Origin of the sequence: Streptomyces sp. V3I7, from assembly GCF_030817495.1 — a bacterium.
Taxonomy (GTDB): Bacteria; Actinomycetota; Actinomycetes; order Streptomycetales; family Streptomycetaceae; genus Streptomyces.
Map to the genome: position 1 here is coordinate 6,132,803 of NZ_JAUSZK010000001.1, position 14,282 is coordinate 6,147,084.

At 70.4% G+C, this 14,282-nt stretch carries 16 protein-coding genes and 1 pseudogene; 10 read left to right on the plus strand and 7 right to left on the minus strand.

Going from position 1 to position 14,282, the window contains the following annotated elements; all coding sequences use genetic code 11:
* Window positions 1-134 precede the first annotated feature (134 nt).
* Together QFZ74_RS28365 and QFZ74_RS28370 are read left to right on the plus strand one after the other, a co-directional pair.
* Window positions 135-779 carry an ABATE domain-containing protein gene (locus QFZ74_RS28365; RefSeq protein ID WP_307623689.1) on the plus strand — a complete coding sequence of 215 codons (645 nt, stop codon included), beginning with the start codon at window positions 135-137 and terminating at the stop codon, window positions 777-779.
* A 270-nt stretch (window positions 780-1,049) separates the two neighbouring features.
* Window positions 1,050-1,718 (plus strand): histidine phosphatase family protein, encoded by a 669-nt coding sequence (locus tag QFZ74_RS28370; RefSeq protein WP_307623690.1) that lies wholly within the window; start codon window positions 1,050-1,052, stop codon window positions 1,716-1,718.
* 205 nt (window positions 1,719-1,923) lie between these two features.
* Here the strand turns inward: QFZ74_RS28370 and QFZ74_RS28375 are convergent, their stop codons facing one another.
* Window positions 1,924-2,253 (minus strand): TetR/AcrR family transcriptional regulator C-terminal domain-containing protein, encoded by a 330-nt coding sequence (locus QFZ74_RS28375; protein WP_373462445.1) that lies wholly within the window; start codon window positions 2,251-2,253, stop codon window positions 1,924-1,926.
* A 133-nt stretch (window positions 2,254-2,386) separates the two neighbouring features.
* Window positions 2,387-2,833, minus strand: coding sequence for a DUF1772 domain-containing protein (locus QFZ74_RS28380; protein WP_307623691.1), 447 nt, complete (start codon window positions 2,831-2,833; stop codon window positions 2,387-2,389).
* Window positions 2,834-2,924: 91 nt separating this feature from the next.
* Between QFZ74_RS28380 and QFZ74_RS28385 the strand changes: the two genes are divergently transcribed.
* The 5 genes from QFZ74_RS28385 to QFZ74_RS28405 all read left to right on the plus strand — a co-directional run bounded on the left by QFZ74_RS28385 (window position 2,925) and on the right by QFZ74_RS28405 (window position 6,824).
* Complete coding sequence (locus QFZ74_RS28385; RefSeq protein ID WP_307623692.1) at window positions 2,925-3,503, plus strand: TetR/AcrR family transcriptional regulator; 579 nt, start codon at window positions 2,925-2,927, stop codon at window positions 3,501-3,503.
* Window positions 3,504-3,791: 288 nt separating this feature from the next.
* A complete protein-coding gene (locus QFZ74_RS28390) occupies window positions 3,792-4,088 on the plus strand; it encodes a hypothetical protein (protein WP_307623693.1) in 297 nt (98 codons plus the stop codon).
* 100 nt (window positions 4,089-4,188) lie between these two features.
* Window positions 4,189-4,884, plus strand: coding sequence for an alpha/beta hydrolase (locus QFZ74_RS28395; protein ID WP_307623694.1), 696 nt, complete (start codon window positions 4,189-4,191; stop codon window positions 4,882-4,884).
* Window positions 4,885-5,034: 150 nt separating this feature from the next.
* The gene (locus QFZ74_RS28400) at window positions 5,035-5,709 is read left to right on the plus strand and encodes a response regulator transcription factor (protein WP_307623695.1); all 675 of its coding nucleotides are present in this window, start codon (window positions 5,035-5,037) and stop codon (window positions 5,707-5,709) included.
* Complete coding sequence (locus tag QFZ74_RS28405) at window positions 5,706-6,824, plus strand: sensor histidine kinase (protein WP_307623696.1); 1,119 nt, start codon at window positions 5,706-5,708, stop codon at window positions 6,822-6,824. Before QFZ74_RS28400 ends, QFZ74_RS28405 begins: the two co-directional genes overlap by 4 nt.
* A 101-nt stretch (window positions 6,825-6,925) precedes the next feature.
* Here the strand turns inward: QFZ74_RS28405 and QFZ74_RS28410 are convergent, their stop codons facing one another.
* The 3 genes from QFZ74_RS28410 to QFZ74_RS28420 all read right to left on the minus strand — a co-directional run bounded on the left by QFZ74_RS28410 (window position 6,926) and on the right by QFZ74_RS28420 (window position 9,490).
* Complete coding sequence (locus QFZ74_RS28410) at window positions 6,926-8,119, minus strand: acyltransferase family protein (RefSeq protein WP_307623697.1); 1,194 nt, start codon at window positions 8,117-8,119, stop codon at window positions 6,926-6,928.
* Window positions 8,120-8,316: 197 nt separating this feature from the next.
* The gene (locus tag QFZ74_RS28415; protein ID WP_307623698.1) at window positions 8,317-8,772 is read right to left on the minus strand and encodes a GNAT family N-acetyltransferase; all 456 of its coding nucleotides are present in this window, start codon (window positions 8,770-8,772) and stop codon (window positions 8,317-8,319) included.
* 64 nt (window positions 8,773-8,836) lie between these two features.
* Window positions 8,837-9,490, minus strand: coding sequence for an HAD family phosphatase (locus QFZ74_RS28420; RefSeq protein ID WP_307623699.1), 654 nt, complete (start codon window positions 9,488-9,490; stop codon window positions 8,837-8,839).
* 456 nt (window positions 9,491-9,946) lie between these two features.
* On the opposite strand from QFZ74_RS28420, the gene QFZ74_RS28425 reads away from it, so the two are divergent.
* Window positions 9,947-11,326, plus strand: coding sequence for an FAD-binding oxidoreductase (locus tag QFZ74_RS28425; protein ID WP_307623700.1), 1,380 nt, complete (start codon window positions 9,947-9,949; stop codon window positions 11,324-11,326).
* 18 nt (window positions 11,327-11,344) lie between these two features.
* Here the strand turns inward: QFZ74_RS28425 and QFZ74_RS28430 are convergent, their stop codons facing one another.
* Window positions 11,345-11,725, minus strand: a complete 381-nt coding sequence (locus QFZ74_RS28430) for a hypothetical protein (RefSeq protein WP_307623701.1) — start codon at window positions 11,723-11,725, stop codon at window positions 11,345-11,347.
* A gap of 122 nt (window positions 11,726-11,847) precedes the next feature.
* On the opposite strand from QFZ74_RS28430, the gene sigJ reads away from it, so the two are divergent.
* On the plus strand, window positions 11,848-12,783 hold the full coding sequence (gene sigJ, locus QFZ74_RS28435) for an RNA polymerase sigma factor SigJ (RefSeq protein ID WP_307623702.1): 936 nt from the start codon (window positions 11,848-11,850) through the stop codon (window positions 12,781-12,783).
* Between the two features lie 19 nt (window positions 12,784-12,802).
* Here the strand turns inward: sigJ and QFZ74_RS28440 are convergent.
* A pseudogene (locus QFZ74_RS28440) lies at window positions 12,803-13,236 on the minus strand (transposase); the annotation flags it as partial.
* Window positions 13,237-13,421: 185 nt separating this feature from the next.
* Here QFZ74_RS28440 and QFZ74_RS28445 point away from each other — a divergent pair.
* A complete protein-coding gene (locus QFZ74_RS28445; protein ID WP_307623703.1) occupies window positions 13,422-13,988 on the plus strand; it encodes a dihydrofolate reductase family protein in 567 nt (188 codons plus the stop codon).
* Window positions 13,989-14,282: the final 294 nt, after the last annotated feature.

Consider the following 14,282-nt stretch of genomic DNA (forward strand, 5'->3'; position numbering starts at 1 on the left):
CGGCCGGGCGGCCCGGGCCGCTGTTCTCGCGGACCGACGGTCTAACGGAAGTTCTTGTTTTTCCGTTAGAGACTCTAGGGTGGGCGCGCGCAGGTGATCAAGTAGTCGACGGTCGGCAACGGAAGGAGGCGTCGATGGAGCGCTGGCTGGCATTGGAGTTGGCGAGCACGATCCGCTACGACGGGGACGGCGGCGTAACGGACGACCTCGCCACCGTGCAGGGAACGACCCAGTGGATCCGGGCACAGTCCGGCCTGCTGGCCGCCCACGTCTCGTCCGCCGCGGACATCGAGGCGGGGGAGGGGCTCAGGAGCGAGATCGTCGAGCTGCGGCGCGCGGTCCGCACGCTGTTCGCACGAGCGGTCAGCCCGGCGCCCCCGAGCCCGGCGGACGCCCATCGGCTGATGCCGGCCGACGAGGCGATGGCCCGCGTCAACGCCGTAGCCGCCCGTGAATCGGTCGTTCCGCAGCTGCACTGGCCGTCCGGCACGCACCCCACCACCCTCCTGCGATCGACGGAGGACGATCCGGAGATCCGGCTCATGGCGGCCCTGGCCCGCGCGGCTGTCGACTTCCTGAGCGGACCGCAGCGCGAGCGGCTGCGCGCCTGCACCGCTCCGCGCTGCGTGCGCTACTTCGTCAAGGCCCACGGACGCCAGGGATGGTGCAAGCCGTCCTGCGGAAACCGCGCCCGGGCGGCTCGTCACTACCAGCGTCACAGGTCCCCGTGTCCGGAACAGCCGCCCGCCCCGGACACGGGGACCGCGCACGATGCGTGACGGACGGGCGGCAGCGCGTCCCGGTTCGGCCGCGTGGCGGGGGTACGTCGGCCAGTCGGCAGGGCGGCTTCGGTCACTTGCCGGATGTCGCGGTGCCCGGCCACCGGGGACCCTGAGGTACATGCGTCACGACACAGCGTGAGCCGTGAGACAGGACAGCCGTTCAGCAGGACAGCAGGGGAGCCGCGGGCAGAACGCCCGGCCTTCGGTACCCGCCCTTCACGGCCCCACGCTCCCGGATTCGTTCCGGGTCCGGAAGGAGGCAGGCTTATGACGATCCGCCTGACGTTGCTGTGTGCGCCCGGTGGTGACGCCACCCTCGATCCCTTCCTCGGCGGCGATGCTCCGCTGAGCCGGCGCAGCCTGCACGAGGCAGCCGTCGTGGGAGCCGCGCTTCCTCCCCATGGACTGGCCGTCCGCGCCCCCTCCAACCGGTGCGCCCAGACCGCCGAAGCCGTCGGCCTCGTCGCCGCGTCCGAGCCCGCGCTGCGCGACATCGACCTGGGCGAGTGGTCCGGGCGTACCGTCCCTGATCTCGTGGCGACCGACCCCGTCGCGTTCAGCAACTGGCTCACGGATCCGGATGCCGCCCCGCCCGGCGGCGACTCCGTACGCGAGCTCTGCCGCCGGACCGCGAACTGGCTGAACATCGTGGCCTCCGACACGGGCCACGCGGTGGCCATCACCGAGGCCGCCGTCGTCCGAGCCGCGCTGGTCCACGCCCTGGGCGTACCCGCGAGGGCCTTCTGGCATCTTCCCGTGGCGCCCTTGTCCGTCGTCTCGCTCGCCTGGCGACACGGCTCCTGGGGCGTCCGCCTCGGCTGCGGCGTCCGCGAGCAGTTCGCTCACGAGGGACGCCCGTACGCACCGATCGTGGTCAGCCCGCGCCGAGCCGCCTGGGCCGCGGGGAGCGGCCGGGTTCAGCAGCCCGGGAAGTGAGTCCCGGGCGACGGGACCGGCGGCGTAACAGGTCGAGGACTGCGGGCGGATCGGCGAGACCGGGCCTTCCGGAGCGCACCCAGCCGACGATGTGGGCGGTCGCGTCCGGATGGCGGCACCAACGTCATGAAGTGGTGGCGGCGCAAGCCCGCACGGACCGTGGACACCGACCCCGAACCCGCTCACCCTCGGCAGGCGTTGGGTGTCACGCCGGCGGCAGGACGAGTTTGGCGGCCACGGCGTCGAGGACCCAGTCCAGGCCGGTCGCGAAGGATGCCTCGGCGTCCACGTCCGTGCCGTCGTACACGGCCTTGGCCAGCGCCGGGAAGCGGCCCGTGGCCAGCATTCTCGTCACATGCGGGCCGGAGACGCGCTGCCAGTCGAGCTTGGACAGGCGTGTGGCGCGCTCGGCCCGCAGGTTCGCGATCTCGCGCCTGATCGCGCCGGTGAAGTAGGCGCTGACAGTCTCCACGGCGCGCATGACGGTGTCGACGTCGGCGACGCCGTCGAGGGCGGCCAGCGTGGCCTCGGTCACAAGGAGAGGAACACCGTCGAGCGCCTGATCAACAAGCTCAAGGCGTGGCGGGGCATCGCGGCCCGCTAAGACAAGACCCCTGACAGCTACCTCGCCGGACTTCAACTGCGTGCCTCGGTATCGGCCGACGGGCTCAGATGAGGGCGGCGACCAGCAGGGCGAAGGCGGCGATGATGACGGCGACGCGGACGTAGTGGAAGCGGTCCCAGCGGTTCATCTGCTCCTTCCAGTCCTCGGGCCGGTTCTCGGGGGTCCAGTTCTTGCCCCGGTTGTTGATCGGGACGAGCAGCAGGAGCGACATGATCACGCTGAGGATCAGCAGCGCGCCGGCGGTGACGACGAGGCCGGTGCCGTGGTGGTTCCATCCGGCGAGGGCCCAGACCGCGACGAGGATGAGCGAGGTGATGTACCAGACCGGCATCACGGCGCCGAGCATCCGGCCGCCGTGGGTGCGGCCGAGTTGGTCACTGTCGCCGGGGAGTGCGTCGAGGATCGGGTTGATGACGAAGGCGACGGAGAACTCCACCCCCACCATCAGGCCGACGGCCACGATGGTGAAGACCTCGAGTGCGTTGAGCATGGTGCCCCCTCCTGGGATCTAGCGCCGCTAGCCGATGAGGCAACGCTAGTGCTGCTGCCGCTCGATTGTCTAGCGATGCTAGGATCCAGTCATGTCGGTACAGGAACGCAAGCAGCGCGAACGGGCGGACCGCGAGCGCCTCATCGTGGCGACAGCCCGCGAACTCGCCGAGCAGCAGGGCTGGGACGCGGTCACCACCCGCCGGCTCGCCGAGCGCATCGAATACAGCCAGCCCGTCCTCTACAGCCATTTCCGCGGCAAGCGCGAGATCATCGGCGCCGCCGCCCTCGAGGGTGCCGCCGAGATGGCCGCGGCGCTGCGGGCCGCGACCTCCGCCGCGGACGGACCTCGCACCCGGGTCACCGCCCTCGCCCGCACCTACCTCGACTTCGCCGAGCGCAACCCGGCGGTCTACGACGCCATGTTCGAGCTCGACGGCGGCCTGGCGTTCGCGCACGCGGACACTCCGGAGCCGCTGAAGGACGCCTTCGCCGCCCTGCTGGAAAGCCTCGGCGAGGTCGCCGGGGACGGCGTCCACCCGGCACTGTTCACCGAGGTGTTCTGGGCGGCCCTGCACGGGCTGGCCACTCTGACCCGAGCGGGACGGCTGCCGCGGGAGGACACCGAGCGGAGGGTGGAGCTGCTGGTGGACCGGCTCGCCATGCTCTGACACACCATCCCGGCGGGCACGCAGCCGGGGCCCTCGGGCACCGCCGCTGCCTGCCTGCGGCATCGTTTCCGGTCACTCGCGCCCACACGGCGCAGCCGCAGCTCGCCGGGCCCGTACCCCATACGGGCACCCGCCCCGGAAGCTGCGGTGCATGTCGTCAAAGGATCGAATGACGACACGGAGGACGGCCAGGGCGTCCAATGAACCCGCCGTCGTCGACCTCATGCCCGAGCCCACCACCCCGGCCACCAGTACGTCCCGGCCCCCGAGCTACCGGTCACCCTCGACATGCCGGGCAAGGTCGCCGACGTCCTCCGCGCCACCGAGCTGGAACCCGCCGAGCGCGCCGCCCTCGGCCAGGGCGTCACCGTATGGCATGGCCAGGGCTGCACCCTGCGCGTCAGCGCCATCCCGGCGGTACACCGCCAACTCCTCGACCGCTGCCGGCCGCTCGACAACGCCGCAGCGATCCCGGCGCAGCGCAAGGCCCGTCGCGAGTACGCGAACCGCGTCAACAGCCTCGCGGCTCACACCGGGGCGATGAGCGGCCCCGTCAAGATCAAGTACTGGCGGCTTTTCGGCTGACCTCGGCCGTGACGGCCGGAGCCACCCGCGGGGCGGCGCGCGCCGACGCCGTCGGCTGAATCGCTCGCGTCTCCTGCGTCCCGGGCGCGAGGATCGGCCCATGCAGCCGATCTTCGTTCTGGTGCACAGCCCGTCCGTCGGTCCCTCGACCTGGCACCCTGTCGCCGACCACCTCAGAGCGGCGGGACACGAGGTGCGGGTGCCGTCCCTGCTGCACGTGGGCGAGGGAGCTCCGCCGTTCTGGCCCCGTGTCGTGGACGCCGTACGCGACGACCTGCGGCCGGTCGGGCCCGACAGCCCCGTCATCCTGGTGGCCCACAGCAACGCGGGCCTGTTCCTTCCGGCGATCCGCGCGGGCCTCGACCGGCCCGTGACCGGCTCCGTCTTCGTCGACGCCGCGCTGCCGGCCCGCCGGGGACCGACTCCGGTCGCCCCGCCCGAGCTGCTGGAGTTCCTCCGGCCGATGGCGGTGAACGGCAGGCTGCCGCGCTGGACCGACTGGTGGGACGAGGCGGACGTCGCCCCGATGTTCACCGATCCGGCGGTGCGGCGGACGGTCGTCGAGGAGCAGCCGAGCCTGCCGCTCTCGTACTACGAGCAGCATGTCCCGGTCCCCGACGGCTGGGACGACCACCCCTGTTCCTACGTGCTGTTCGGCCCGCCGTACGACGACCTCGCCGCCGACGCCCGCGAACGCGGCTGGCGGGTGGCCCATCTGCCCGGCGCGCACCTCCACCAGACCGTCGATCCCGCCGGTACGGCCCGGAAGCTGATCGAGCTCGTCGTGCCTGCCTGATCCGCTTCCGTACGTGGTCTGCGGCGCGGCCGCGCGTGCCAATCGGCTGGGACCGGCCCGCCAACCGGAGGGAATCGGGAGCCGCCCGCCGGGCGGGCGGCTCCCTCAGTGGTACGGATCCTCCGGAAACCTGCGACGAGTGGAGCGCGCGTGATCCGGGTCCTGGTGGTCGACGACGAAGCGCTGGTCCGCATGGGGTTCTCGCACATCCTCAGCGCGGCGGACGGCATCGAGGTCGTGGGCGCGGTCTCGGGCGGCGAGGCCATCCGGACGGTACGCGAGCTCCGGCCGGACGTCGTCCTGCTGGACATCCGGATGCCGGACGTGGACGGCCTCACCGTCCTCGCCGACCTGCGCCGCATGCCGGACGCGCCGGTCGTGGCCATGCTCACCACCTTCGACACCGACGAGTACGTCGCCACCGCCCTGCGCTCGGGCGCCGCCGGGTTCCTGCTCAAGGACACCGACCCCGAGCAGCTGCCGCACCTCGTACGGTCGCTGGCCGAGGGCGGCCCGGTGCTGTCGTCCAAGGTCGCCCGCACGGTGGTGGACGGCTACCTCGACGCCGGTCTGCGCGAGCCGTCCGCCGTGCGCCTCACGGACCGGCTGACCGAGCGTGAGCGGGCCGTCCTGGTGCTGATGGCCGAGGGTCTTGCCAACAACGACATCGGGGACCGGCTGCACCTCGGGACCGGCACGGTCAAGGGCCATGTCAGCGCCGTGCTCGGCAAGCTGGAGGTCGGCAGCCGGGTCCAGGCGGCGCTCATCGCCGAGCGCGCGGGACTGCTCACCCCGTCCCAGGGCGACGGCGAGGACGCCCGGTGACGTCCCGGAGGGCGAAGGCCCTGCTGGTCGACCTGGTCCTGGTCGGGATCTCGCTGGCGGACACGCTGGTGCACATCGACCTCGGGGACGAGCCGGCCCTGTCGATCTCGCTGGTCGCCGCCTGCGCCCTGCTGCTGCGCCACCGGCTGCCGCTCACGACCTTCGTCCTGACCCTGCCGACCGCCCTGATCTCCGACGCGGTGATCGCGACCACCGCCGCGCTGTACTCCCTGGCCTCGCTCAGCCGCAACCGCTTCCTGCTGGCCGGCTGCGCGCTCGTCTTCGCGGCCGGCGACTTCCTGCCCTGGCCGTGGTCGAACGTGAAGTCCGTCCAGTTCACCCGGAGCGACAACCTCTTCCACCTCAGCTACACGGTGGCGACGGCGGCGGCCCCGGTCTTCCTGGGCCAGCTCGTACAGGCCCGGCGCGACCTGTCCCTGCGGCTCACCGAGATCTCCGAGGCGCGCGAGCACGAGAGGTCGCTGATTGCACAGAGCGTCCTCGCGAAGGAACGCGCGCAGCTCGCCCGGGAGATGCACGACGTCGTCTCGCACCAGGTCAGCCTCATCGCCGTGCAGGCGGGGGCGCTTCAGGTGAGCAGTCAGGACGCCGAGGTGCGGGAGGCCGCGGGCACGATCCGCCGGCTCAGCGTGCAGACGCTCGACGAACTGCGGCACATGGTCAACGTGCTGCGCGCCTCCGGCAGCCGCCCCACGGAGCTGACCCCGCAGCCCTTGCTCGCAGACCTGCGAGGCCTGGTCGCGAACAGCGGCATCGAGGCGAAACTGGAGACGGACCTCCTGGAGGATCTCCCGCCCACCGTCCAGCGGGCGGTCTACCGGACCGTCCAGGAGGCCCTGACCAACGTGCGCAAGCACGCCCCGGGCGCGACGGCCACCATCCGCATCCAGAAGCGGGGCGGCTCCGTCCACACGGTCGTCACCAACACCGCCCCGACCCGCGTCGCGCTCCCGCTGCCCAGCGCCCACCACGGTCTGGTGGGTCTGCGGCAGCGGGCCGAACTCCTCGGCGGCGCCGTCACGTCCGGCCCCACGGCCGACGGCGGATACGAACTGCGGCTGAAACTGCCCGCCGACCACCAGGGAGTCCACTGACCCCGCCACGCCCTCCGACGGCGGCCGAGTTCGGTCGGGCGACGGCCGGTCCAGTCGGGCGACGGCCGGGTCCGAGGGCGCGACGGCAATGGGTCCGGTGCTCAGGCCCGCGGGGCGGCCGTACCGGCAGCCACGCGCTTGCGGGCCGCTTCCGCCGCGTCCGGCTTGAAGGCCCACTCCATCTTGGGTTCCATCACGAAGCGGAAGACCCGCTGCACCGGTGCGGTGCACAGCACGGTGATCAGGGTGGCGGCGAACACGGTCACGATGATGGCGCCGTACGGCGTCCGGATCCAGGCGTAGTCGTCGTACCAGCCCCAGAAACGGGCGCCCTTGGCGATGAAGCCGTGCAGCAGGTAGCCGTACAGGGTCCCGGCGCCGAGGGCGGTGAACCACGCCTTCCGCCCCGGCACCCAGGCGAAGAAGCAGGCGACGAGGACCAGCGAGCAGCCGAACATCGCGAGCGTCATCACGCCGCCGGTCCACCAGGGGGCGCCCAGCTCCTGGGCACTGTCACGGCGGTAGAACCAGGCGGCGTTCATGCGCGGGGCGGCCCAGTAGGCGAAGACGAGCGCGGCGGCGAAGACCGGCAGCGCGATGACGCGCATCCGCCAGGTGCGGACGATCTGGAAGTGCTCCGGCTTCAGGCACAGGCCGAGCACGAAGAACGGCAGGAACTGCAGTACGCGCTGGAGGTCGAGGTCGTTGCCGACCTCGGGCGACGCCGCCGCCATCGCCGCGATGGCCAGGGCGACCGGCACGGGCCAGCGGACGACCTTCCACAGCGGCGTCGTCAGCCGCCAGACGAAGAGCGCGATCAGGAACCAGGTGAGGTACCAGGGGTTGAGCAGGGTGATCTTCTGGCCCGGGTCGTCGTCGGCCCAGCGCTTGAAGAAGGTGTACGCGATCTCGAAGACCACGTACGGCACGGCTATGCCCGTGATCAGCCGCTTCACCCGGTCCGGGCGGAAGTCGAAGCTGCGCGAGAAGTAGCCGGATATGACGATGAACGCCGGCATGTGGAACGTGTAGACCAGCATGTAGAGCGCCGCGGCCGCCCGGCTGGTGTCGCGCAGGGGCTCCCAGCTGTGGCCGCACGCGACGAGCACGATCGCCAGGTACTTGGCGTTGTCGAAGAACGAGTCCCGCTGCTTCGGCTGCTTCGATGGCTTCGGCGCGTCACCTGGCCCGGCCTGTGGGGGCTTCGCCGGATCGGCCACGCCGTTCGCGTCCGCACTGCGTTGATCCGGCAGCGTGCTCCGCTGTCGGCCGTTTACCTGGGTGGTGCGTGCCACTGAGTGCCCCTCCGGCAGCTCGGGGACTGGATTATGGGCCCATCGCATCCCGTCGTACCTCTTGCGGGACGCGGGGCGGGCAACGCGGAACCCTAGCCGCCCGCCCTCGACGGCGTAAAACTCCGGGACGGATACTGACGTACCGTCATAGACGCTGGGTTTCGGGCATCACGGCGAGCGCCGCCGCCGTCGGCGTTTCAGAGGGCCCGTGTCATGAACGTACTGTTGGGGTCGCTGCGGTAGTCCGCGAACGGTTCGCAGGGAGTGAAGCCGAACTTCTCGTACAGCCTCCTGGCGGGCAGAAAGAACGCGTCCGTTCCGGTTTCCAGGCTCAGCCTGATGAAACCCATGCACTGGGCTTGCGTGATGATGTGCGCCAGTAGCCGCGAGGCGATTCCGCTTCGTTCCCGTGTCGGGGCGGTGCGCATCGATTTGAGTTCGGCGTGGTCCGGGTCCAGCCGTTTGATCGCGCCGCAGCCCACCACGGTGCCGCCGTCTCTGACAGCCCAGAAGGTGACCTCGGGCTTGCGGAGCGCGTCGAGGCCGAGGGCGTGCTTGCTCTCCGGGGGTGAGAGGGCGCGCAGTTGCTGCACGTGTTCATCGAGGAATCTGGCGATCTCGGGTCCGGAGAGATCGTCTGCCGCTATCTCCACTGTGCTCGTCCTTTGCTCGTGCTTCTTCTCGGGTGGTGCCCGCAGTGCTCTTCTGCCCTTGTTTTCAGGCCGCGGTCAGGAGGGCCGGGAGTTTGCGCATGTCGTCGAAGACGACGGTGGCGGGTCCTTCGAGCCACGGTGCGGGGGTCAGACCGCCGGCGTACCCGAAGGCCCGCATCCCTGCCGCGCGCGCTGCCTGTACGCCGTACTGACTGTCCTCGACCACCGCGCACCGGTCGGGTGCGACGCCCATCCGGCGCGCCGCGTGGAGGAACAGATCGGGGGCCGGCTTGCCCCGCTCCACCTCGGTCGCGCTGAACAGGCGGCCTTCGAAGCGCGAGTAAAGATCGGTGAGTCCGAGGGTGAACCGCATCTTCTCGTGGGTTCCGCTGGAGGCGATGCAGGTGGGTACGTGATGGAGGGCGTCCAGAGCCTCGGCGATACCGTCGACGGGCTTCAACTCGGTGCGGAATGCCTCGCGATGGCGGGCCTCGACCGAGTCCGCCCAGCCGGGCGGCAGGCTGCGGCCGAGGTGGGCCTCGATCTCCTTGGTCATCGACGCCGTGCTCCGCCCGACGAACCGGTCGACAATCTCTGCCTCGGTGAGCTTCCAGCCGAGTTCGGCGAGGGCGGCCGCTTCGACGCGTACGGCTACGGGTTCGCTGTCGACGAGGATGCCGTCGCAGTCGAAGATCACGAGGTCAATGGGTTTGATCACGAGCGCACGATACGAGGTGCGGTTGGTTTTGTCGCCGATCCCTGCCCGATTCCGGGCAGGGATGGGAAGTTGGGGGTGCTGGAGTGTTGGGGGAGGGGGTTAGGGGAGGGGGCTGGGGGCGTGGCTGGTGGTCGCGGACCACGGGAACGAGCGTGATCACGCCCCACTCGGCCGCAGGCCCGCGAAACGCTTGAATTGCGAGGTCCCGCGATCGGCGGGACGCTGGTCGCATCAGGCTTGCGGCGTTCGGCGTGCGCCTTTCGGAGCGGTGGGCGTTCGCGAGCGGCAGGTGTCGGTGCCCGATCGGTCAGCGGCGGCCGGGGCGACCGAGGGCTGGACGGCGGCACCGGGGATCCGGACGTGGGGCCGGATGACGTGCGAAAGACCTCGGCGAGAACCTCTCACCCGGCGGCCGGCGGTGGACCCGGGTTCGTCGTCGTCTCCTAGGAGATCACCATGGAGAGCGCGATCCTGGACCTGATGCGGGCTGAGCTGCGCGGACCGGTCATCGGGCCGCACGACCCCGACTACACCGAGGCACGCAAGGTGTACAACGCGATGATCGACAAGCGTCCCGCCGCTCTCATCGAGTGCCGGGACGCCGGTGACGTCATGGCGGCGCTCGCCTTCATCCGGGACAACGGCCTGGAACTCGCCGTGCGCGGCGGCGGGCACAGCGGTCCCGGGCTGTGCCTGGTGGACGGCGGCGTCACCATCGACCTGGCGCCGATGCGCTGGGTGCATGTCGACCCCGACGCGCGGACCGCCCAGGTGGGCGCCGGCAGTCGGCTCGGCGACCTCGACCACGCCACGCACGCCTTCGGGCTGGCCACCCCCGCGGGCATCGTCTCGATGACGGGCGTGGGAGGTCTGACCCTCGGCGGCGGCCATGGCTACCTCACCCGCAAGTACGGCCTGACCGTGGACAACCTGCTGGCCGCGGACGTCGTCCTGGCCGACGGCAGCTACATCACCGCGAGCGAGACCGAGCACCCGGACCTGTTCTGGGCCCTGCGCGGTGGCGGCGGCAACTTCGGCGTCGTCACCTCCTTCACGTACCAGCTCCACCCGGTGGACACCGTCGGCGTCGGGATCACCGTCTGGCCCGTCGAGAAGACCCGCGACGTGCTGGCGTGGTACCGCGAGTACCTGCCCCAGGCCCCCGAGGACGTGTACGGCTTCTTCATGCTGCTCACGATCCCGCCCGGCCCGCCGTTCCCCGAGGAACTCCACGGCAAGAAGATGTGCGGCATCGTCTGGTGCCACACCGGGGACCTGGACGGCTTCGAGGAAGACCTCACCGTGGTCGACGAGCCGGGAACGCCGGACTTCCACTTCACGGCGCCCATGCCCTATCCCATCCTGCAGAGCCTCTTCGACGAGCTGATCCCCACCGGCTACCAGTGGTACTGGCGCGGCGACTTCTTCGACCGCATCCCCGACCCGGCCATGGGCGTCCACCTCGAGTACGGCGAGAAGCTGCCGACCCCCCTCTCGCTGATGCACCTCTACCCGGTCGACGCGGCCGCCCACCGCCCGGGCCCCGACGACACCGCCTGGAGCTACCGCGACGCCGTCTGGTCCGGCGTCTTCGCAGGCATCGACCCCGATCCGGCCAACGCCGGTGCCATCAAGGAGTGGTGCGTCGACTACTGGCGGGACATACACCCGTACTCGATGGGCGGTTCGTACGTGAACTTCATGGGTGAGGGCGAGGGCCAGGAACGGGTCCGGGCCACCTACGGCGACCATTACGACCGGCTTGCGCAGGTCAAGCGGACGTACGACCCGTACAACCTCTTCCACGCCAACCAGAACATCGACCCGGCGCCCTGAAGCGGGGACGCTCGGACCTCAACGCCGGGCCAGCGCCAGCACGCTCAGGCCGAACATCAGGACGCCCAGGGGGAGATGGACCGACGGGACGTGTGCGATGCCGAGGACGACCTGGATCGAGGCGAGCGCGAGGAAACCGGTGGCGTGCCAGACAGGGCGGGGCGAGCCGCCGCCCGGCTTCCACGCCAGCACCGCCGCGAGGACGTACAGCATCGACGCCCCGTACATCACGCGCGCTCCGACGCTGTGCAGCGTCTCTCCGTAGTGCGCGGTCAGCAACAGCCCGGCGGAGACCGCCTGGAGGAAGATGGTCAGGGTCTGCAGGGCGATGGCGATCCGCAGGAACGAGGAACCACCGCGCTGTGCGTTCGCCGTCGCCGTCGTCATCTGAGTGGCCATGTCGCCGCCCCCGTTTCCGCCTCTCGGGCAGTAGGTCTGCCTCTCGGGCAGTAGATCGATAAGGTCTCACCAGCCCGACGACGCGGGCCTGCGAAAGGTAAGGCGAGGGGGCGGCCGGAAGCATGGGAAGTGTCGGGACCAGCACGGATGAGATAGCCGGCGAGCGGGGCCAACTCATCAACGTTGCCTACCGGTTGCTCGGTTCGGTGACTGAGGCCGAGGACGCCGTACAGGATGCGTACGCACGCTGGTACGGGCTGCCACGAAGCCGCCGGGAGGAGATCATCTCGCCCGGAGCCTGGCTGACGACGGTGACCGGCCGTATCTGCCTGGACCTGCTCGGCTCGGCACGAGCCCGCCGCGAACGCTACGTCGGCGCATGGCTGCCCGAACCGCTGCCCGACCGCACGGAGTTGGAACACGCGGACGGCACCGACCTGGCCGGCCCCGGGGACCCCGCCGACCAGATCGTCCTGGACGAGTCCGTGGCCATGGCCTTCCTCGTCGTCCTGGAGTCGATGACGCCCGCCGAGCGGGTGGCGTTCGTCCTGCACGACGTCTTCCGGTACCCGTTCGCCGAGATCGCCGGCGTTCTCGGCCGGACCCCGGCGGCCTGCAAGCAACTGGCGTCCTCCGCGCGGCGGCGAGTGAGTGCCGCGCGTGCTCCGGTGACGACGCCGGCGCCGTCACCGGTGACTGGCCGGGCCGACGTCGTGAAGCACGTCAAAGAGGCCTGGGAGACCAAGGACATCGCGGCTCTCGTCGGTCTCCTCGACCCGGCCGCCGTGATGACCGCCGACGGGGGCGGAATGGCCGGCGCCGCCCTGCGCCCGGTCGAGGGCGGCGCGCGCATCGCCCGGTACATGGTCGCCATCGCCGACAAGGCGCCGGGACTCGAACTCCTGGAGCGGTCGGTCAACGGCGTGCCGGGCCTGGTGGCCCAGCGCGCCGGCGTCGTCGCGACCGTAGCCGCGTTCGACGTCTCCGACGGGCGCGTCACCCGTATCTGGGCAGTCCGCAACCCGGAGAAGCTGAGGGCGTGGGGGCGGGAGGACTAGGGCCTGTCTGGCGTTGTGATCAGTGGTTGGGTTGGAGGCTGCGGATCCAGAGGAGTGCGGCGCGGAGTTCGAGTCCGGCCTGGTAGTTGGCGGGGTCTTCGTCGTAGCGGGTGGCGAGGCCCCACCATGCTTTGATCTTGTTGATGCCGCGTTCGACGGTGTTCTGCTCGCGGTAGAGGTCGGGATCGCAGGTGACCGGTCGGCCGCCTGACCGGCCCTTTTCTCCCGTTTCGCGGCCTGGTCCCGCGGCTCGGAGATCACGGCTTTGATTCCGCGTCTGCGCAGGTAGGCTCGGTTTTTCGGGATGAGTAGGCCTCGTCCCCGGCGACCGTCGCCGGGCCGGGTGCGGCGCCTGCCGACCGGCTGGCGGATCCGGATCCGTTCCAGGACAGGAACGAATTGAGGGCTGTCGCCGGCCTGCCCGGCCGTGACCAGGATGGCCATTGGGCGGCAGTCTCAAATCCGTGGCACTTCCTCGCGAGGGCGAGGGCGAGATCAGGCGGCTTGCCCGTGTCGGCCGAGTGCACCACGCTGAGCCCCGAGCACGAGGACTACCGGCGAGCCCAGATCGCGCACCGATGAGTTTCCCACGCCGCGCTGGTCTATACGCCGGACGCCCACGGACGGAAGGCTGGGCCATGCGGAAACTGATCTACGGCATGAACCTGACCCTGGACGGCTACATCGCCGCGGCCGGCGACGACATCGGCTGGAGCGGCCCGCCAAGCGACGAGCTGTTCCAGTGGTGGCTCGATCACGAACAGGCGAGTGGCCTGTCGCTGTATGGGCGCAAGCTATGGGAGACGATGAGCTCCTACTGGCCGACCGGCGACCAGCAGCCCAACGCCACCCCTGCGGAGATCGAGTTCGCGCGGAACTGGCGGGACACGCCGAAGGTGGTGTTCTCCTCGACGATCGACAAGGTCGACTGGAACACCCGCCTGGTCACCGGCGACGCGATCGCCGAGATCACCCGGCTCAAGGCCGAGGACGGCGGACCAATGAACATCGGCGGCGCAACGCTCGCCGGGTCGGCCATGCGCGCCGGGCTGATCGACGAGTACGCGATCGCCACCTATCCGGTCCTGGTGGGCGGCGGCACGCCGTTCTTCACCGCGCTGGACAGCTGGGTGAACCTGAACCTGGTGGAGACGCGGACGTTTCCCGGCGGCGTGGTCCTGACCAGGTACGAGACGAGGCGCTGAGCAGCAGCACCCCACGCGCCAGGGACTGTCTCAAGGTGATTTGGGTAGCGGTGCGGATAGCAGAACCTCAGTGCTCCCACCACGTCGTCGCTGTCCTCACCACGAACACGCCGAGAACCTGCCGTGGTGCCAGCTGACGTCCCCACGGCAAGTGACTCCGTCACTTCGAAACACCACCTAGTCTCACGGTGATGTCGTATACGACATCGGTACGACACAGCCCGTGAGATTACGACATCAGCCGCGAGACCCTGCAATAGAGATCACAACTCCAGACACCCCCCAGGCCTGCCC

What these genes read in the sequence shown, in the direction of transcription:
- QFZ74_RS28365 (WP_307623689.1), top strand. Translation starts at nt 135, where the DNA reads ATGGAGCGCTGGCTGGCATTGGAGTTGGCGAGCACGATCCGCTACGAC.
- QFZ74_RS28370 (WP_307623690.1), top strand. Translation starts at nt 1,050, where the DNA reads ATGACGATCCGCCTGACGTTGCTGTGTGCGCCCGGTGGTGACGCCACC.
- QFZ74_RS28380 (WP_307623691.1), bottom strand. Translation starts at nt 2,833, where the DNA reads ATGCTCAACGCACTCGAGGTCTTCACCATCGTGGCCGTCGGCCTGATG.
- QFZ74_RS28385 (WP_307623692.1), top strand. Translation starts at nt 2,925, where the DNA reads ATGTCGGTACAGGAACGCAAGCAGCGCGAACGGGCGGACCGCGAGCGC.
- QFZ74_RS28390 (WP_307623693.1), top strand. Translation starts at nt 3,792, where the DNA reads ATGCCGGGCAAGGTCGCCGACGTCCTCCGCGCCACCGAGCTGGAACCC.
- QFZ74_RS28395 (WP_307623694.1), top strand. Translation starts at nt 4,189, where the DNA reads ATGCAGCCGATCTTCGTTCTGGTGCACAGCCCGTCCGTCGGTCCCTCG.
- QFZ74_RS28425 (WP_307623700.1), top strand. Translation starts at nt 9,947, where the DNA reads ATGGAGAGCGCGATCCTGGACCTGATGCGGGCTGAGCTGCGCGGACCG.
- QFZ74_RS28430 (WP_307623701.1), bottom strand. Translation starts at nt 11,725, where the DNA reads ATGGCCACTCAGATGACGACGGCGACGGCGAACGCACAGCGCGGTGGT.
- sigJ (WP_307623702.1), top strand. Translation starts at nt 11,848, where the DNA reads ATGGGAAGTGTCGGGACCAGCACGGATGAGATAGCCGGCGAGCGGGGC.
- QFZ74_RS28445 (WP_307623703.1), top strand. Translation starts at nt 13,422, where the DNA reads ATGCGGAAACTGATCTACGGCATGAACCTGACCCTGGACGGCTACATC.